Origin of the sequence: Herbaspirillum sp. RV1423, from assembly GCF_000577615.1 — a bacterium.
In the GTDB taxonomy this organism is placed as follows: Bacteria; Pseudomonadota; Gammaproteobacteria; order Burkholderiales; family Burkholderiaceae_D; genus Herbaspirillum.
On record NZ_CBXX010000003.1, the window covers coordinates 159,424 to 178,644 of the forward strand.

Sequence of the window (19,221 nt, forward strand, 5' to 3'; positions counted from 1 at the left end):
ATGACAAACAAACTGACGCATCGCATCGCCCGTCTGCTGCCCGCGGGCGCACTCGCGCTGACCGCGCTGACCGCGAGCGCCCAGGAAATCGCCCGCCTCTATGCACCGCAAGCGCCGGCCGGATCGAGCTATCTGCGCGTGGTCAATCCATCCAAGAAAACCGTCAAGGTCGAATTCGGCGGCAAGCAGGATACGCTCGATCCGAAGCGCAAACCCGTGAGCGACTACCGCGTGGTCGATGCCGCCGTCGACGTCGCGATCAAGGCCGACGGCCGCCTGCTGGAGCGCATCCATGTCAAGCCGGACAGTTTCAATACCGTGGTCTTGAACGGTACCGACCAGGCCTTGCTGATCAACGACGCCACCGATGGCCGCAACGATCTCAAGGCCGAACTGCGCTTCTATAACCTGGCGCGCGATTGCAATGCCGCGCTTGCCATACAGGATGGCGCAACCATCTTCGAACGCGTCGCCTACGGCGACCATCGCAAGCGCACCATCAATCCGGTGCAGGCGCGCTTGCTGGGGCGCTGCGACAATACGGCGTCAGCCGCGCTGGCCTTGCCGCCGCTGAAGTCGGGCGACCATGCCAGCCTGTTCCTGTTCGGCGATGCCGGGAATCCGCGCCTGATCGGACAGATCGACGCCACCGAAGCCTTTTCCGGTTCGCGCTGACGCGGCTTGCCATGGTATTCGCCAGCACCAGTTTCGTCTTCCTGTTCCTGCCGCTGTTCCTGCTGGCATATGCCGTCGTCGGCAGGCGCTGGCGCAACCTGACCATCCTGGCGTTCAGTTGGCTGTTCTATGCCTGGTGGCGGCTCGACTTCCTGCCGCTGATCGTTTCCATCGCGCTGTGGTCGTGGGCTACCGGCCGCCGGCTGGAGACCGCACAAGGCGGCAAGCGCCGCCGCGTGCTGATCGTCGCCATTGCCTGGCCGTTGCTGGCGTTGTTGTGGTTCAAGTACGCCAACCTGCTGGCCGGCAGCCTGATCTGGCTGGGCGCGCCGCTCAGCGGCTGGCAGGCGGTGGTGCTGCCCATCGGTCTATCGTTCTTCGTGTTCGGGGCGATTTCCTATTCGGTCGATATCTATCGCGGCACCGTGGCCGCCGAACCCAGTTTCATCAACTACGCCACCTATCAGTCGATGTTCGGCCACCTGGTCGCCGGTCCGGTGGTGCGCTACAAATGGGTGGCGCAGCGGCTGCAATGGCGCGCTTTTGATCGCGGGGAATTCGCCGCCGGGACGGAACGCTTCATGCTCGGCTTTGCACAGAAAATCCTGCTGGCCGACACCCTCGCGCCCCTGGTCGACAGCGGCTATCGGTTGTCGGCGCCGAGCGCCGCCGACAGCGCGCTGACGGTGCTGGCCTACACCCTGCAACTGTACTTCGACTTCGCTGCCTATAGCAGCATGGCGATCGGCCTGGGCCTGATGGTCGGGCTGAAATTCCCGGAAAACTTCAACACGCCCTATCTCAGCCTGTCGCTGTCGGATTTCTGGCGCCGCTGGCACATCAGCCTGTCGAGCTGGCTGCGCGACTATCTGTATATTCCGCTCGGCGGCAATCGTCAGGGCCTGGTGCGCGGTTGCATCAACCTGCTGATCACCATGGCGCTGGGCGGGCTGTGGCACGGCGCCAGTTGGACCTTCATGGTCTGGGGACTGTGGCACGGACTGGGATTGACGGTCGAACGCCTGTGGCGCACCCGGGGCGCCCCGGCGCTGCCGTTCTGGTGTGCGCATGCGCTGACGCTGTTGTTCGTCATGCTGGGCTGGCTGCTGTTCCGCGCGCAAAGCTGGAACGAAGTTGCGCTCATGCTCGGCGCGCTGACCGGCGGCAACGGCTGGGGGCTGTCGCCGGCATTTTCCGCCGCTTTGCACGCCAATCAGATGATCTGCCTGCTGCTCGGGCTGGTGTTGGTTTACCTGCCGCTGTACCGCGCGCCGCTGCCGCGCATGAGTCAACGCGTGTTGCGTCTGGCGCGCTGGCTGACCTTGCCGGTTTGGCTGCTGGCCCTTTGGGTGCTGCAAGGGCGCACCGTGGTTCCTTTCCTTTACTTCCAGTTCTGACGATGGCGCGCAAGTTCACCACCCTGGCATTCCTGCTCATCATGGCGAGCGGTTGTGCGTTGCTGCTCTGGCGCCTGGCCGGTGAAACCGCGCTGGCGCACAAGCTGCGCCAGGCATCCTGGCTTGACGGCGGCGTCACGCAAGTGCTGGACCAGCACATCGGCCTGGCCCTGCCCGCCGACAAGACTGCCGGGCGCTGGATCAATGGCCTGCTCTACGCCGCCACCGGCGACGCCGATCCGCAAGTGCGCAGCGCATGTCCTGGCTGGCTGTTCCTGACCGAGGAAATCGTCGAGACGCCGCAAGGCGAACGTCATCTGGCGCAGCGCATCGCGCTGGCGCACAAGTTGCTCGACGCGCTTCACCGACGCGGCATCGCCGTGATCGCAGCGCCGGTGCCGGACAAGGTTGAACAGACCGGGGCCGCATTGTGCGGCCTGGCGATCTCATCGCAGGCGCGCCAGCGTCGCCAGGCGTGGCGACAGGCTTCGGCCGGCTTGCCATTGCTCCAGGTCGACCTGAGCACCGGCTGGGTTGCGCCCGGCTACTGGCGCACCGACAGCCACTGGGATCGCGATGGCGCCGCCTTCGCCGCCGGCCGCATCGCCGACGCCATCGCTGCGGCGCAACTGCCGACGCCGGCGCAACCGACGGCGATGCGGTTGACCACAGATGCAACCACCCACGCCCGCAGCGGCGACCTGATGCGTCTGGCCGGCATCGATCGCAACCAGCCGCCATTTGCACCGCCGGCCGACACCGATCGCGATGCAACGCTGCAAATCGAACACAGCGGCGGCCTGCTCGACGATGTAGCCGCGCCCGCCGTGATGCTGGCCGGTTCATCGTATTCGCTCAATTCAGGCTTTATCGATTATCTGCAACTGCAAATGAAGCAGGAAATCGTGCAGCAGAGCCGGCTGGGCAGCGGCTTTGCCGGCAGCCTGCTGGATCTGCTGCAACATCCGGCGCGGCTCGACGGCATCCGGCTGCTGATCTGGGAATGGCCGCTGCGCGTGCTGTACCAGCCGCTGACCAAAGACGAACAGGCATATCTGCAACAATAAGGAGTTCATCATGAAGCAATCCCATCTGCAATCCGCCGCCGCCGCGCTGGCATCGGCATGCGGCAAGGCGCTGGTGTACGCCATGCTGCTGGGCGGCGCGGCGCACGCGGCGCCATCGATCATCGAAGGCCAGGACGGCTGGCTGTTTCCCGGCTGGGAGCGCAGCGACAAGGTCGAACGCGCCCGCCTCGAAGCCAACCTGAAACTGGTCCAGGAGGTGCGCGACCAGCTCCAGACAAAACAGATCGGACTGGTGCTGATGGTGGTGCCCGCCAAAGCGGCGTTCTATCAACAGCGGTTACCCGCCACAACCAGGTTGTCCGCGGATATTCAGTCGCGCTATGGCGACATCCAGACGCTGCTGGCCAAAGCCGGCATCCCCACCTTTGATGATCGCGCAGTATTGCAGGCGGTCGAGCAAGGCAAGCAAACCGCGTTCTACCGCGCCGACTACCATTGGACCGCATGGGCCGCCGAAGCTTCGGCCGAAGCGACCGCGCAACTGATCCGCACACAGTGGCGCCTGCCTGCGGCCGGCGGCGGCGCAACGCTGGGCGAGTGGACCAATGACCGGCGCTACGGCGACCTCGCCACCAACTTCATGTCGCCCGAAGACCGCAAACGTATCGGCCGCGATATCTATACCGTGCGCAAGCAGGCTGAAGCCGGAGCCAACGCGGCCTTGCTCGACAGCGCGCCGGCGCAGGTGCTGGTGGTCGGCAACAGCTTTGTGCAGCCCTATCTCGGCTATACGCAAAAACTGTCCAACCTGCTCGATCAGGCGGTCGGCCTGACCTGGAACCCGGGCAATGTCGGCCCCTGGAAAACACTGCTCGATGCGCTGGAAAACGCCGAATTCGCCCAGCACAAGACCAAGGTCATCGTCTGGCAATTCAACGAAGCGCAGTTGGAAAACGGCCCCGATGCCGCCGACAGTTGGGATGCCAAAGGCGTCATGAGCGCGGCCTCCTGGCGCAGCCGCGTGGCAGCAGCCTTGTCCAGATAAGCCCGCACGATTATTCTTTACTCATGAACCCTCTTGTGCCGCCGCTGCGCCCGCGCTTCTTGTCCGTCTTGCTGACGCTGTTGCTGGGCGCCTGTGCGGCGCCGCCGCAAATCGTCGGCACGGTCTGGCAACCCGACAACGACAACGCGCAACCGCGAGGCCAGTGGCATCGCCTGGGCGCCCATGAACTGCTGGTGCAATGGAGCGTGGTCGATGGCATCAGCTTCGTCGGCGCCTGCGGTGCGCCGGCGCCGCAACAGCCTGACTGGCCGCGCATCGCCGCCGAACCCTGGGCGCAGGAGATCATCGTCGGCCTGGCCGGTCGCTTCGACGAACGCGCCGCGCGCGCCGATCCCGCAGCGCTGCTGACGGCGTCGCTCTGCATCGCCGCCCTGCCCCGTCCGTTCAAGGTTTCAGGCTGGTACTTCCCGGTCGAGATCGATCCGAGCTGGCAGGAAGCGCCGCAACTGGCGGCCTTGCTGGAACGCTTGCCGAAGCCTTTGTGGGTGAGCGTCTACGACAACAGCAACATCGGCGGCAACGCGCTGGCCGACTGGCTGCAGCGCTGGCTGCCGGAAGATATCGGCATCCTGTTCCAGGACGGCGTCGGCGTGTATGCGCGCGAGCCGAGAGTCGCAGCCGGCTATTTCCGCATCTTGCGCGAGCGCTTCGGGCAGCAACGCGTGCGCATGATCGCCGAAGCATTTCGTCCCGCCGCAGCGGGCGGATTCCGGCCCGCCACGCTGGATGAGTTGGAACGGCAGTTGGCGGCCTATGGCGACTTTCCGCTGTATCTGTTTGAAGGCCCGCGTTATGTTTCGGAAGATACGGTAGCCCGCCTGCAACGCTTCGTCCGCCCCGATTAGATCTCCCCCTTCGCAGGTGGCGTCGCTGGCATCATCCGAAATCGATACCGTCTGCACTCCGTGCAATGCAGCCGACAATCCGGAAAATAAGGGTTATCGATAAAGCCGCGCTCAACACGACACAAAAAAATGCGGCCATCCTTTTGAGATGGCCGCATGCGGTACTTCCTTAAAACGACTTCTTATCAGGGCTTGGCCGCCGGAGCCGAACCCGCTGCCGCAGTCTTTTTCGACACTTCCTTACGCACCTTGGCCACCATGTCCGGCGTAACGGCTGGTGCATTATTGCCCCAACTGCTGCGGACAAAGGTCAGGACATCGGCCATATCCTGATCGGACAGCCGTCCGCCAAAAGCAGGCATGGCGAACTGCGTCGGCGCGGTCTTGGTCCATGGCATTTCGCCGCCTTCCAGCGCAATACGGATCAGCGACGCCGGATTCTCAGCGTTGACCGTGGTGCTCAACGCCAGCGACGGGAAGGTCTGGTCATAGCCGTGGCCGCTGCTGCGGTGGCAGGCCGCGCAGTTGTTGAGGAAGGTCATGGCGCCGTTGCTCTGGTCGGTGCCGGCGCGCAAAGCCTTATGGACCTTGTCGTCGTAGACCAGCGGGGCAACCCCGGCATTGACCGCCGCGAGCGACTTGAGGTACTTGGCGATGGCTTGCAGGTCAGCATCAGTGAAGTGTTGCGTACTGTTGCTGACTACCTCGGCCATGCCGCCAAATGCCGCCGAATGCCCGTTGCGGCCGCTCTTGAGGAAGTCCACGATCTCTTGCTCGCTCCACTTGCCCAGGCCGTCGCGGTGATCGCCGCGCAGGTTGCTGGCCAGGTAGCCGTCGATCACGCCGCCCGAGAGGAACTTGGCGCCATCGTCGGAGAGCGCCTTCTCTTGCATGGCCATGCCGCGCGGCGTATGGCAAGCGCCGCAGTGGGCCAGGCCTTCGACCAGGTAACGGCCCTGGGCGATCTGGGCATCGGCGCCGGCGCCGACGATCTCGTCGCCGGCCACGGCCGGCGCAAACACCTTGCGCCAGATCGACAGCGGCCAGCGCATCGATAACGGCCAGGTGATATCGACCGGGCGATTGGGCGCCGGATCGGCCTTCACGCCATTCATGAAGTAGGCATACAGCGCCTTGACGTCAGCCGGCCTGACCTTGGCGTACGAGGTGTAAGGCATGGCCGGGTACAGCGAGGCGCCGTCCTTGCGAATGCCGTGACGCAAGGCCTGGTCGAACTCTTGCTCGCTGTAGTTGCCGATGCCGTTGGTCTTGTCCGGCGTGATGTTGGACGAGTACACGGTGCCGATCGGCGTGGCGATGCCCAGGCCGCCGGCAAAGGGCTTGCCGCCGGTGGCGGTGTGGCAGGCCACGCAGTCGCCTGCGCGCGCCAGGTACTCACCGCGCTTGATGAGTTGGCCCTGTTCGGCGCCGATCGGGGTTGAAGCTGAGACCGAAGTCGGCGCCGCAGTCTGCGCCCACGCGGAAGCCGTGCCCAACGACAAGGCCGCTGCCATGGCAGCAATGAAATAGTGCTTGATCACGTTGTGTTTTCCTTATGCCTGAACCAGCGGACCTGGGTTTTTCAAATACTGTTCGCGGATTGCCTTGGCTGACCAATACGCCAGCGCCGCGACCAGCCCGGTCGGGTTGTAGCCCATGTTCTGCGGAAATGCGGAAGCGCCGTAGACGAACACATTGGGCACATCCCAGCTCTGCAGATAGCGGTTGACCACGCTGTTTTTCGGCGTGGTGCCCATGATGGCGCCGCCGGTCAGGTGGGTCGACTGATAAGCGCGCGTGTCGTACAGCGAGCCGGTCTTGCGCACCGCCTTGAACACTTTTTCAGGCTTCATGGCATTGCCCACTTCTTCCATCTTGCTGCCGATGTAGGTCAGCATCTTGCCTTCGTTTTCATGCCAGTTGAAGGTCATGCGCAGCAGCGGCTGGCCGTTGGCGTCGCGATAGGTCGGGTCCAGCGACAGGTAGGCGTCGCGATAGGCCATGACCGAACCGGACATGCCGATGGTCAGATAACGTTGGTAGGCGTCCTGCACGCCGGCCTTCCAGTCCGACCCCCAATTGGGCGTGCCGGGCACGGTGGAGGTCTGCTTGATGGGACGGCCGCCGTAGCGTACGTGACGGATGCTGGCGCCGCCGATGAAACCGAGCGGGCCGTGGTCGAACTGGTCGGCATTGAGGTCGTCCATGCCGACGCCGCCGGCGCCGGTGCCGGCGAACGGGTTGAACTGCGTGCCCTTGGGCATGAGCACGTTGATGCCGCCGTTGTATTGATAGGCGAAGTTCTTGCCCACCACGCCTTCGCCGGTGACCGGATCGTAAGGCTTGCCGATGCCCGACAGCAGCAGCAGGCGCACGTTGTGGGTCTGGAACGCGGTCAGCAGGACCAGATCGGCCGGCTGCTCGACTTCACGCCCTTGCGCATCGATGTAGGTGACGCCGGTGGCCTTCTTGCCGGTGGAGTCGAGATTGATCTTGGTCACATGCGCGCGGGTGCGCACTTCAAAGTTTTCTTTCTTCAGCAGCACCGGCAGGATGGTGGTTTGCGGCGAGGCCTTGGAATACATGTAGCAGCCGAAGTTTTCACAAAAGCCGCAGTAGTTGCAGGGTCCCAGACGCACGCCGTAGGGATTGGTGAACGGCGCCGAAGCGTTGGCCGCAGGGGTCGGATAGGGATGGAAACCGACTTCGCGCATGGCCTTGTCCACCAGCGAGGCGCTGTACTGATATTTCAGCGGCGGCAACGGGAATTCTTCGCTGCGCGCGGCTTCCAGCGGATTGCCGCCTTCCACGATCTTGCCGTTGATATTGCCGGCCTTGCCGGAGGTGCCGAACACTTTTTCGGCGAAGTTGTAGAACGGTTCCAGTTCGGCATAGGTCACGCCGTGATCCTGGATGGTCATGTTTTCGGGAATGAATTTCTTGCCGTAGCGCTGCTCATGGTGAGTGCGCATTTCCAGTTCTTCCGGCAGATTGCGGTACATCATGCCGTTCCAGTGGAAACCGGCGCCGCCGACGCCGTTACCCAGCAGGAAAGAACCATGCTGGCGATACGGCACCGCGACGTCATTGACGCCATGGCGTATGGTGACGGTTTCACGCGACAAATCCTGGAACAGCTCGCCGCGCACGGCGTACCTCAGTTCGTCGACCGCCTTCGGATAAGGGGTGTCGGCATTGGTGTCGCGCATGTCGCCGCGTTCCAGCGCCAGCACGTTCAGACCGGCCTCGGTAAGTTCCTGGCCCAGAATGGAACCGGTCCAGCCGAGCCCGATCATCACTACGTCAACTTTGTCTTTTTTGATTGCCATGATCAGCCCTTTTCACCCAAGATCGACACAGGGCCGTATGGATACTTCACATTGTATTGGTCCACCCAGTCGGCGAAGTCTGCGCGCGCGCCCGGGAAACCCACCATCTTCCAGCCGCCCATCTTCTGGTTGCCGCCATACATCGGATCGGCGAAATAACCTTCCTTGGTATTGTTGAGCAGATAAGAGAAGAAAGTCTTGGCGGGGATGGTGTCGAATTCGGCCTTGTTGCCTTCCATGGCCTTGAGGGTGCTCAGTTGCAGGGTCTTGTCCAGTTCGGCGAAGACCTTGCCGTGGTTTTTCTGGCACCAGGCGTTACAGGCGGCGATGCCCTGGCGATAGATATCGCGCGGCGGCAGGCTCAGTTGATATCCCAGCTCGGGCACCGAGTCGGGATGGAACGGCCCCTGCATGTACCAGAGCTTGCCGGCGCCATAGGGAGTCTCCATCTGGCGGTCGATGAATTCCGGCACACCGGTTTCGATTGCGCCGGCGCCATACTGGTCGGAGGGGATGAGGTGGTCAACCGCGGCGTTGATGAACGCCCATTCGGCTGCGTTGAAGAAGGTGGGCTGGTAGGCGCGCGCCTTACCGGGTTCTGCCGGATCTGCTGCGGCTGTGTTGCTGACGGCTACTGTAGTGGCGCCACCTAGCGTTGCGGCTGGGACGATGGCGAAGACCTGGCGCAAGAAGCGCCGTCTCGGCTCTTTATCTTCAGACATGATTTTTCCTCTGATCTGTTTTTGTAAAGGAGACCAAATACAGAGACAACCCGCAATTCGCACAAAGCCAATCGATAGGGACGCAAGAAGTACAGGCGCCCTGTCAATTTAGCAACTCGGGATGTCTCTTATACTTGTGCATATCAATCGGATGCTGTCGCGGGCCGAAGGAAGATCGCTATTTTATGCCGAATGGGAAAAAAATTCTGGCGGCCCTTCCTGAGGCATCTTGACGTGATTGATTTTAGCCAACAACCGGGAGAACGACCAAGACCATCAGATCGCCGGATCATCAAGGCGCTTGCCTGATCGGCGGCGGTTCTTCCGCCCTCTCAGGTCGATTTTAAATTCTCGCGTATGCTCAAGGGCGCAGCCTTGACCCGCAACGACAGCAAGTCGACGGTTTGCGAAATCAATGCGACGGGATAGTGGACATGCAGCAGGTCGGCGATCATGCGCCATTCGGCGGCAATGCCTCGCCAATAGCCCAGCTTTTCGGTCTTTCTCGATTGCGTGACTTCGATCCAGCGAGCGACCGCAATGGAAAGCCGACGTTCAACGATCCGCTTGTTCATGAAGACTTCAACTCCAAACCTGGGAAGCAGCAACATCTGCGGCAGCGCCTCGGTCAGTATGTCTTTGCGAATGACTCTTTCGCCGGAAACAAAGTCGAGACCGATGAGGCGGAAAATATAAAGGCTGTTTTTCCGCAGGCTGATGCCGACGTCCGCGCTACCGTCCAGGACAGGCTCCGCAAGCGCTGTGATGTGGTCGCCGCGAAGGCCCTTGAGATCCGCATCGAGCAGCATCAGGATCTCGCATCGCGCTGCCGCTATGCCCGCCGCCATCGCCGCGCTCTTGCCCTGGTTGACCTGGCTCGATATCAGTTTTACGGAAGGAAATTGCTTTACCACTTCCGCCGTGCCGTCGGTCGATCCGTCATCGACGACGATCACTTCGTGGAGGATCGGGTGTCTGGACACCACCTCCAGCACGGCGGCGATGCGAGGCGCCTCATTAAAGGCACAGATGACACACGAGATGGATTGCCTGCTTTCCGGCAAAGAGTCTGTTGGCATGGAATTCCCTTCGGCGACGCCGTGAATGATGCTCTTCGAATGGCCGGATCAGCCTTCGCTGGGGGCTTGCCTATGGTGGACCGAGATTACGGCCAAGAGTTCTGAAGGGGCTGGTGCCAAGGGAGTTTATCCTACATCCGAACCGTTTGCGCGTCGAACCTGCCGCCACATGGGCGGCGAACAAGAGAATCATCGTGAGACCTTGGCGAATGGTGAATCGCCCAATTAATTTCACTAATGTTGCCCATATTTTTCAGCCCTTGTGGCAACCTCTCGTCCCATCGAAATCACTGTATTGGGCGAACGAAAAATATCATGGGACCACATGTAGAACACGTGCCGTCGGATGTCAAATTACCGAGCGCGATCGATGTAGCAATTGTCGGAGGTGGGATTATTGGCGTTTGCACAGCGCTCTATTTACAAAAGAAGGGACTCAGTGTCGCCGTTTTTGAAAAAGGTCAAGTGGCGGCAGAGCAATCCAGCCGAAATTGGGGCTGGGTTCGGGTGACACGGCGCGACATTCGCGAACTTCCTTTGAGCATAGAGAGCGCCACACTTTGGCGCTCGTTAAAAGAAGAATTCGATGTCGATACGGGCTATGTTCAATCCGGTTTGCTCTACATGACGTCTGACGAAAGTGTATTGGACAACTATCATGCCTGGCTAAAAAAAGCGCGGGATGCCGCCGGCGATTCGTTTGATACACGGGAAGTCGGGCCGGCAGAAATTTCCAATCTTCTGCCGGGATCCAAGGTGTCTTTTCGGGGCGGACTGTACACGCCGGGAGATGGCCGGGCCGAACCCCAGAAGGCTGCACCCGCACTGGCAAGGGCATTCCAAAAACTGGGCGGAAAGGTGTTCGCTCCATGTGCTGTGCGCGGTATTGAGACGACTGCCGGCAGAGTCAGCGCCGTTTTAACCGAGCATGGATCGATTGCCTGCAAAAATGTCGTCGTTGCAGGCGGAGCATGGTCGCGCCTGTTCTTGGGAAGTATCGGCGTGGAACTGCCTCAGCTCTTGGTAAAAGGCTCGGTGCTTCGCACGGAGCCGATCGAAGGTGGTCCTGTTATCGGCGCCAGCAACAAGCAGTTCGCTTTTCGCAAGCGAGAGGATGGCGGCTATACCATCGCGAGCGGATTTCGCACTTACGCAGACATCACTCCTGATGCCTTTCGCCTTTTCTTCAAATACATCGAAGCGCTCAAGAGTCAGCGAGGCGCATTGAGGATCACTCTGGGGAAGCGCTCCTGGGATGAGTTGATCCGCCCTCGCAAATGGAAATTGGATCGCCCCTCCCCCTTCGAGAAGATGCGGATTCTGGATCCGGAGCCTGTCGAAAAAAGTATCGCGACTGGGCTACGGAAATTTATTGAGACGTTCCCCCATCTTTCGCATCTGCGAGTTGCCCAACAATGGGCGGGATATATGGATGTGACGCCGGACGCCATCCCGGTCATCTCCGAGATTGACCGCATTCCCGGTCTATTCGTATCTACGGGGTACTCAGGGCATGGATTCGGCATAGGGCCTGCAGCCGGCGCATTGATGGCGGATTTGGTGACGAACGACAGACCATCGGTGGATCCGGCGCCATTCAGATTCGGGCGGTTTACGGACGGCTCCAGGATTGTCGTCGATGCTGGATTTTGATCACTCTTGAATGTGGAATGGAATGAAATGAAAACAACTCATCATCTTTATACTCGCCGTTTTGACAAAGGAGAGGCGCAAGTGAATCCTGATTGGGCCGGCAAAGCTGAATCAGGGGATCCGCAAGCGATTATCGTCAGCGAGTACGAGTCTCCCGACGGGAAAATTCAAACCGGTACCTGGGAGTCATCCACCGGAACATGGATGCTCGATTATGGCGATTGGGAATACTGTCATGTCCTGGAGGGTAGATTCGTCATCACGCCTCTGGGAGGGGAACCCACTGAATATTCCGCAGGCGATGTGTTCGTTCTGGAGCCGGGATTCAAGGGAACCTTGAAAGTTCTCGCTCGAACCCGTAAGCATTTTGTTTATATGACCGTTGCTAACGGGGCAGCCGCCGGTAACGGGTCAGATTCTTAAAAAGCCAGACCGACTCCGTCAAGGCAATGAGCATCGTGTCGGTTCATTGCCTGGCGGAGTCGTTTTTTTTGCGCTGTTCCGCTGTTCATCGGTCAGAAAATGAATGCGTTCGGCGGCAAATCCGGGATGGCGTCCCTGATTGCCGGAGCAACCTCGTTTTTGAGCGACGCAATCGTATGCCGGGTAAGAATTTTTGCCATTTCCGTCCACTCTCCGACACGCGTCAGCAAAAAGAAATGACGGCGTGCCAGCGGGCTTTCGGGAAGATCCGCGATGACGAGATCGGGTAGATAATGACGCGCTTGCCAGAGGCAAAGCGGAGTAGTGATTGCGCATCCTTGGCCAGACGCAACCAGACTGAAAATAGGGTCCGTTGCATCGAATTCATATCGCCTCGGTTCGTCGATGCCAATGTGCCGAATGAAACGCTCCATTTGCTGGGCTGTCGTTTGTCGACGTGAATATCGTATCAACGGGAGTTCCCTTACGGCATCAATGAACGAAGTTTTGCGAGATGGGTGGAAACTTCGGGGGATAACTGCTACGAATGCTTCAGAAAACAGAGCGTTTTGAGACACACGTTCAGGGTCTACTGTCGACTCGGTGCATATCGCAATATCCAACTCGCGGTTAACCAGTTGGTCACTGACCGCAGGCGTCAGGCCAGACCACATCCACAAATTTTGCACCGAACCAAGTACTTTATTGACAAGCGCAGGACCGACAGTGGCCGCGAATGAGTCCACGCATCCGATGCGCAAGCGCGCCGTACCGCCACCGGAGGCTTCCCGTACGCTTTGAGATACAGCATGCGCATGTTCCAGCAATGCGCCGGCTTTCTCTAACAATGTCCTCCCGGCAGCATTGGGCCGCAATGGACGACTATCGCGATCCAGGAGCGCAACTCCTTGCTCAATCTCCAGCGCTTTCACCAATTGGCTTACAGCACTTTGGGTTACGCCAAGAAGACGCGCCGCTTCTGTCATGGAGGTTGTTTCACATACGGTCACAAATGCTTGTAATGCACGTAGGTCGACTGAAGGCATTAAGGTACGTAATGTCATGCGAAAAAATATCGAAGATTGATGATAGGACCTGCTTTACGAAAGCATGGCGTCGCAAGCGGTGCTCTGTTAATGCTCCTGAGTCGACGCGCGATCTATAAATAGATCAGGTGCAAATGTCTTCAGGTTTTCAATTGGGCCACATTAGAACGGCGCATTACGTTGTCGCTCAATTATTTTCCTGGCCGTATTCACTGGAAAGTTGCTCGCAGAGTCCGGATGCACATGCATAGGGAGTATCCGCACCATCGTGAAGCGCCCGAATTAGCCCTTTACATAGTACTTATTAATTTTCCTTAATCGCCATCGTATGTCGTCATGAATCTGTAATATCACCACCTGCCTCATCATGGGCGATCGGAAATAGTTGGTCTGCCTTGTGCGAACCAGTCTCTGCCATGACGGGATTAGGGAGGGGACAAGGGGTAGTGACCGTGTCTCATCGAGAGATTTTACATCCAAAGAAGGAGCAAGCAATGAACAAAACTCGACGCAGGGTCATGAAGCAAGCCATCACGCTGGCAACTGCCGGCTCGATGGGATTCCCCATTCTTTCGCGCGCGGCAGCGCCCACGGTGATTAACTACGGCGGATCCCCTTGGCTGGGACATTACTCGGCTTATATTGCGATGAAGACGGGAATAATGTCCAGGCACGGTATTGATCTGCGCTGGCAGTCATTCGCCACATCCTCCTCGCGCATGGCTGCTGTCATGGCAGGAAACGTCGACATTGCCGGTACCGGCGTCGTATCGGCGCTCGCTTTGATGGCCAGTGGCGCCAAGCAGTTTCAATTGATCGCCACGCCAAATAATTATGGCCGTTCCGAGGGGGTGCTGGTCCGCGACTCCATCAAGACCATAGCCGATCTCAAAGGGAAGAAGGTCGGCGTAACCTACGCTTCCAGCGCGCATGTTTTGCTCCTGGATGTCTTTGGGCAGTATGGGATCAACCCCGACAAGGATCTGTCTCTGATCAATCTTCCGTCAAGCGAACTATTGACCGCATACAAAAGCAATCAGGTGGATGCCGTTGCCGCATGGACGCCGACTTTCGACCGCATCCGCGCCCTGCCCAACACCCGCCTGCTATTCGACGACACTGCTTTCTCCCTCTATAAAAGCTACAAGATGTCCCCCGGACCCGACGTTCTGCTGACGAGAACCAATTTCGGCAAGGAAAATCCGAGCGCCGTTAAAGGATTTGTTCAGGCAATTTTTGAGGCCAATGCGTTTATGACTCAGAAGCCCGAAGAGGCTGCGAAAATCCTCTTGGAACTTTCCTCGCTGAGTCTGGAGGAGCAAGTTGCAGTGATCAAGCAAACAGAATGGCTTACTCTTGCGGATCAAAAGACGCTGATGGAGAACCCGGGCAATTTTGTCGTCAGTTTGCAGAAATTGTCGGAGATGCTGTTCAAACTCAAACAGATCGACTTCGTGCCGCAAGTGCGTCAATGGGTCAACACAACCTACCTGTGAGGCACGCGAATGGCTGAGAAAAAAGAGTGGCTGCACGGCAGCACGCTGTTCACGCTGTCGGCAGTCTCCCTGCTTGCCTTCCTGCTGGTGTGGGAAATGGTCTGCCGGGCGGACATCGTCGACGCGGTGTTCCTCCCGGCGCCGTCTCAAGTCCTGGGGCGGGCCTTGCGCATGTGGGACCAGGATACGCTGATCATCAACATCCTCGCTTCCGCGCGCCGTGTGATGGTCGGCTTCCTGGCTGCAGTGCTGGTGTCGATCCCGTTGGGAATCATGCTGGGCACTTCAAAAGTGGCGCGTGCCATTTTCGATCCCATCCTGTCCTTTTTACGCCCGCTGCCGTCGATGAGCTGGATTCCGCTGACCCTGCTGTGGTTCGGCATCACCGAAACGCAGAAGTACAGCATCGTATTCATGGGCGCGGTCACGCCGGCTCTGCTGTATGTGATCGAAGCCACGCAGAATATCGACCCGCTGCTGATCCGCGCCGCGCGCAACCTCGGCGCCAACCGCTGGCAGGTCATGCGTGAAGTGATCCTGCCGGGCTGCATGCCGCAGATCCTGTCAGGCATGAAAGTGATCCTCGGCCTTTCGTGGACCTGCGTGATTTCCGCGGAGCTGGTGGCCGCGAAGGAAGGCCTGGGTTTCATGATCATGAACGGCAAGGAATTCTTCCAGACCGATACCGTCGTGCTGGGCATGGTGCTGATCAGCTTCACCGTGCTCGCGACCGACATCGTCTTCCGCCTGATCCAAAGGAGCGTACTCTCATGGCAGAAATAAACAGCAAAGCCGATGGCAAGCCGATGATCGAGTTCCGCGGCGTAGCGAAATCTTTCGGTGCATTGAAGGTGCTCGAACGTGTCGACCTGCAGGTAGCCAAGGGCGAATTCCTGGTGCTGCTGGGTGCGTCGGGTTGCGGCAAGTCGACCATGCTCAACCTGGTCTCCGGCTTTGAGCGCGCCAGTTCCGGCAGCATCTGGGTCAACGGCCGCGAGGTGAAGGATGTCGATCCGGCCTGTGGCATGGTGTTCCAGCAGTATGCGCTGTTCCCATGGAAGACCGTGCGCGAGAACGTCGAGTTCGGTCTGAAGATGCGCGGCGTATCACGCAAAGAACGCGCCAAAGTGGCACAGTATTACATCGAAATGGTCGGCCTGAAGGGTTTCGAAAACAGCTTCCCCAACAAGCTCTCCGGCGGCATGAAGCAGCGCGTCTCGATCGCCCGGGTGCTGGCCAACGATCCCGACGTCATGCTGTTCGACGAACCGTTTGCCGCACTCGACGCCATGACGCGCCAGGTGCTGCAGGAGCAATTGCTTTCCATCTACGAGAAAAGCGGCAAGACCATCATCTTCATCACGCATTCGATCGATGAGGCGCTCATGCTGTCGACCCGCATGGTGGTCATGGGCTCCAAGCCCGGGCGCGTAGTGCAGGATATTGCCAACGACCTGCCGCATCCGCGCACAGCGGATGTTCAGCTCTCGCAGCGTTATATCGATCTGAAACGCTCCATTTGGGAAACCGTGCAAGTCGAGGTGATGAAAGGACTGGAAGCCGGCCGTTTGTAGCTCATTTCGAGAACGTAAAGGCGGGTCGGGATTCATTTCCAGCCCGCCTGACCGGTCAAGTTCACGATAAACGCAGTCTTCCTACGTCATTTGCAGCGCGAGATGCGGTGTGAGGAACGTGTCTTGACAAATCCAGGCGGACACACTTGGGATTGGAATGATTCAGTCTGCGCCCCGTGGAAAGTTTTGGAAAAATCACAGCGCCTGCGGAACAGATGCAAAACGACGGCGCTTCACCATTTCAAACCATAGGCAGGAAAGCGCGGCAGCAGCCAATCCTCCCGACAGCATCGTCATGGATAGCGGGGAAAACGAAAATAGCTGCCGGATGGCCGGGATGAAAAAGAGGACCCCGAGCAATAGCAAAATGACCGCCAGGGACCATCCCAGATACGGATTGGCGATGGAGGACCGCCATGACGTCGGACCTGCGGAACGGTTGATGTAGACCAGGCCGAGATTGGAAAGGACCAGTATGCAAAAGACTTCCGCCCGTATCATCTCGGGAGGATTCCCGGCGTAATGCAGGCCGCCCGTAATCGCCAGCAACAGCGCAAGCAGCCCGCCTCCCTGCCATAACCCCAGCCTCAGGAGACTGGCGTCGAACAAATGCTGATCGACGGCTCGCGGTTTGGTCGCCATGACGTCCGGCTCTTCCGGCTCTGCTTCAAACACGATCGAACAGACAGGACCGTGGATCAGTTGCAGGAAAAGGATATGGGCAGGCATCAACAATAACGGCCAGCCCAGCAGGATCGGCGCAATCGATAGGCCAACGATGGGTACGTGCACGACAACCACAAAAGCGATCACCTTGCGCAGATTTCCAAATACCCGGCGACCATGCCGGACCGCCGTGACGATGGACGAAAAGTCATCGTTGAGCAGCACCAGATCGGCGGCTTCTCGTGCTACGTCGGTGCCGCGCCCCCCCATGGCGACGCCGATATCGGCGGCTTTCAGCGCCGGCGCATCGTTGATGCCGTCGCCCGTCATTGCCACCACTTCCCCTTGCGCGCGCAAGGCCTCCACCAGCCGCAACTTTTGCTCAGGCTGAATCCGGCAAAAAACACTGGTTACCGACAAGCGTTGCCGCAGGGTCCGGTCGTCAAGCACAGCGATCTCCGAGCCGAGCATGACCTCCTCGCCATCAGACAAGCCGACCTCTTTCGCGATTGCCAGCGCAGTGGCCGGATGGTCGCCTGTCAGCATCAGGACCCGGATACCGGCTGCATGGCAGGCCGCGATCGCCTGCGGCACGTCGGCACGCACGGGATCCGAAAAAGCCACCAGGCCGAGAAATACAAAATCAAAATCGTGCTGCTTCATCGGCAAAACGTCTGCCGGAAAAACCGCTTTGGCCACACCCAGAACACGCAAGCCATTTTGCGCCATGACGCCGACCTGTTCGCCGATACGCGCGGCCCTGACGGCATCCATATGGCATAAGTCGACAATCGCTTCCGGCGCCCCTTTGGCCGCAATCATGAATTCCTGAAAATCGGGAGATTGCCACACTCTCGACATCGCCATCATCTCCTGCCCCAGCGGATAGTCGTCGACCAATGTCCAATCCGCGTGGAGATGCTCCGTATTCGACAACAGTTTTTTGCCGGTCTCGGCTATTGCCATTTCCATAGGATCGAAAGCATGCCGATGGCTCGCCAGAACGGCAAACTCCATCACCTCATGCAATGACTCGGGCAAAGGACCGCTATCTCCGCCTGCCGCGTCATAGTCGGCGTCTTCGGAACAGATGCGTCTGAGCGCCATGCGGTTCGCCGTCAGCGTGCCGGTTTTATCGACACATAACACAGTGGTCGCTCCAAGCCGTTCGATTGCGGGAATATTCCTGGCCAATACCTTGTTCTGCGAAAGCCGCCATGCTCCCAGGCTCAGGAACAGCATGAGGACTACCGGGAATTCTTCCGGCACAACCGCCATCGTGAGGGTCAAGCCGGCCAGAATGCCGCTCAGCCAGTCATCGGACATGAGCCAGTACACGATCCCGAAAACGCATGCCAGGAGAAGACCGGCAATGGCAACGTTGCGCACCACATGGCGCGTTTCCCGCTGGGTCGGCGTCTCGGCATCGTCGATATCCGCCAGCGACTTCCCGATCTTGCCCAGGGCGCTGCGCACACCTGTCTCGGTGACTTCCCCCCGGCCGCTTCCTTGCACGATCAATGTTCCCGAATAGACGTACGCTGCCGATGTGATGTCCGCCGGCGGCACGCCGTCGGCGAACATGTCTGAAGCGTGCTTGGCGACAGGGACGGATTCGCCGGTCAGCATGGACTCGTCAACCATCAGTTGCGTCATGTCGAGCAAACGCATGTCGGCGGGAATGCGATCACCCTCGGATAGCAGGACGATGTCCCCGCATACCAGTTCACTTCCTGCTACCCGCACCGGCCGGCCATTGCGAATGACCAGCGCCTGCGGACTGGACAAATCGCGCAGGGCCTGGAGGGAGCGCTCGGCACGGCGGTTCTGGTAGAAGGAAATGCCCATGACGATGACGATAAATCCCGCCAGCATGAAGGCTTCCTGTCGATTGCCGAGCATCAGGTAAACCGCACAGCATGCGATCAGCAACAGGAACATTGGCTCTGCGAACAACTCACGCAAAGCGATCAGCCATTCTCCCTGACGATCCTTCGGCAACTGGTTCAATCCGTCGCGCGCGAGCCGGGCTGCGACCTCCGCGTCAGAGAGGCCTTGCGATGCCGGGGAAGAATCAGTCATCGGATAGCTTGCATCCGGTTGGCGCGGACATCTTGTCGCACATATTTTCCTCCGCTGGAGATGGCTTGACTGCCCATCCTACGCCTGAGGCGCGTGCTTTCTTTTGATCAATATCAAATACCTTATTCTCACATCGGCCG

Annotated in this window: 16 protein-coding genes; 10 read left to right on the forward strand and 6 right to left on the reverse strand. The window is 59.4% G+C overall.

Features of this window, described 5'->3' with window-relative positions; genetic code table 11:
* The 5 genes from RV1423_RS04235 to RV1423_RS04255 are packed head-to-tail and all read left to right on the forward strand — an operon-like array spanning nucleotide 1 to nucleotide 5,011.
* Entirely contained in the window at nucleotides 1-675 is a 675-nt protein-coding gene (locus RV1423_RS04235) for an alginate O-acetyltransferase AlgF (RefSeq protein WP_051516475.1), read from the forward strand.
* 11 nt (nucleotides 676-686) lie between these two features.
* Nucleotides 687-2,072 (forward strand): MBOAT family protein, encoded by a 1,386-nt coding sequence (locus RV1423_RS04240; RefSeq protein ID WP_034293515.1) that lies wholly within the window; start codon nucleotides 687-689, stop codon nucleotides 2,070-2,072.
* A gap of 2 nt (nucleotides 2,073-2,074) precedes the next feature.
* Entirely contained in the window at nucleotides 2,075-3,139 is a 1,065-nt protein-coding gene (locus RV1423_RS04245) for a hypothetical protein (RefSeq protein ID WP_034293517.1), read from the forward strand.
* A 10-nt stretch (nucleotides 3,140-3,149) separates the two neighbouring features.
* Nucleotides 3,150-4,145, forward strand: coding sequence for a twin-arginine translocation pathway signal (locus RV1423_RS04250; protein WP_034293519.1), 996 nt, complete (start codon nucleotides 3,150-3,152; stop codon nucleotides 4,143-4,145).
* Nucleotides 4,146-4,168: 23 nt separating this feature from the next.
* Nucleotides 4,169-5,011 carry a hypothetical protein gene (locus tag RV1423_RS04255; RefSeq protein WP_231502045.1) on the forward strand — a complete coding sequence of 281 codons (843 nt, stop codon included), beginning with the start codon at nucleotides 4,169-4,171 and terminating at the stop codon, nucleotides 5,009-5,011.
* Nucleotides 5,012-5,196: 185 nt separating this feature from the next.
* Here the strand turns inward: RV1423_RS04255 and RV1423_RS04260 are convergent, their stop codons facing one another.
* The 4 genes from RV1423_RS04260 to RV1423_RS04275 form a co-directional block, all read right to left on the reverse strand.
* Entirely contained in the window at nucleotides 5,197-6,552 is a 1,356-nt protein-coding gene (locus RV1423_RS04260) for a cytochrome c (protein ID WP_034293522.1), read from the reverse strand.
* Nucleotides 6,553-6,564: 12 nt separating this feature from the next.
* A complete protein-coding gene (locus RV1423_RS04265) occupies nucleotides 6,565-8,340 on the reverse strand; it encodes a GMC family oxidoreductase (RefSeq protein ID WP_034293524.1) in 1,776 nt (591 codons plus the stop codon).
* Nucleotides 8,341-8,342: 2 nt separating this feature from the next.
* On the reverse strand, nucleotides 8,343-9,062 hold the full coding sequence (locus RV1423_RS04270) for a gluconate 2-dehydrogenase subunit 3 family protein (RefSeq protein WP_034293526.1): 720 nt from the start codon (nucleotides 9,060-9,062) through the stop codon (nucleotides 8,343-8,345).
* Between the two features lie 332 nt (nucleotides 9,063-9,394).
* Nucleotides 9,395-10,141, reverse strand: coding sequence for a glycosyltransferase (locus RV1423_RS04275; protein ID WP_081768682.1), 747 nt, complete (start codon nucleotides 10,139-10,141; stop codon nucleotides 9,395-9,397).
* Nucleotides 10,142-10,456: 315 nt separating this feature from the next.
* Here RV1423_RS04275 and RV1423_RS04280 point away from each other — a divergent pair, with 315 nt between their 5' ends.
* Together RV1423_RS04280 and RV1423_RS04285 are read left to right on the forward strand one after the other, a co-directional pair.
* Entirely contained in the window at nucleotides 10,457-11,794 is a 1,338-nt protein-coding gene (locus RV1423_RS04280) for an FAD-binding oxidoreductase (RefSeq protein WP_034293528.1), read from the forward strand.
* A 27-nt stretch (nucleotides 11,795-11,821) separates the two neighbouring features.
* Entirely contained in the window at nucleotides 11,822-12,217 is a 396-nt protein-coding gene (locus RV1423_RS04285) for a cupin domain-containing protein (RefSeq protein WP_051516477.1), read from the forward strand.
* A 92-nt stretch (nucleotides 12,218-12,309) separates the two neighbouring features.
* On the opposite strand, the gene RV1423_RS04290 is transcribed toward RV1423_RS04285, so the two are convergent.
* Complete coding sequence (locus RV1423_RS04290; protein ID WP_231502046.1) at nucleotides 12,310-13,281, reverse strand: LysR family transcriptional regulator; 972 nt, start codon at nucleotides 13,279-13,281, stop codon at nucleotides 12,310-12,312.
* Between the two features lie 476 nt (nucleotides 13,282-13,757).
* On the opposite strand from RV1423_RS04290, the gene RV1423_RS04295 reads away from it, so the two are divergent.
* The 3 genes from RV1423_RS04295 to RV1423_RS04305 are packed head-to-tail and all read left to right on the forward strand — an operon-like array spanning nucleotide 13,758 to nucleotide 16,333.
* Nucleotides 13,758-14,759 carry an ABC transporter substrate-binding protein gene (locus tag RV1423_RS04295; RefSeq protein WP_034293530.1) on the forward strand — a complete coding sequence of 334 codons (1,002 nt, stop codon included), beginning with the start codon at nucleotides 13,758-13,760 and terminating at the stop codon, nucleotides 14,757-14,759.
* Between the two features lie 9 nt (nucleotides 14,760-14,768).
* On the forward strand, nucleotides 14,769-15,542 hold the full coding sequence (locus RV1423_RS04300) for an ABC transporter permease (RefSeq protein WP_034293532.1): 774 nt from the start codon (nucleotides 14,769-14,771) through the stop codon (nucleotides 15,540-15,542).
* A 23-nt stretch (nucleotides 15,543-15,565) separates the two neighbouring features.
* Nucleotides 15,566-16,333 carry an ABC transporter ATP-binding protein gene (locus RV1423_RS04305; RefSeq protein ID WP_155835023.1) on the forward strand — a complete coding sequence of 256 codons (768 nt, stop codon included), beginning with the start codon at nucleotides 15,566-15,568 and terminating at the stop codon, nucleotides 16,331-16,333.
* 195 nt (nucleotides 16,334-16,528) lie between these two features.
* On the opposite strand, the gene RV1423_RS04310 is transcribed toward RV1423_RS04305, so the two are convergent.
* Entirely contained in the window at nucleotides 16,529-19,081 is a 2,553-nt protein-coding gene (locus RV1423_RS04310; RefSeq protein ID WP_034293536.1) for a cation-translocating P-type ATPase, read from the reverse strand.
* Between the last annotated feature and the right edge of the window lie 140 nt (nucleotides 19,082-19,221).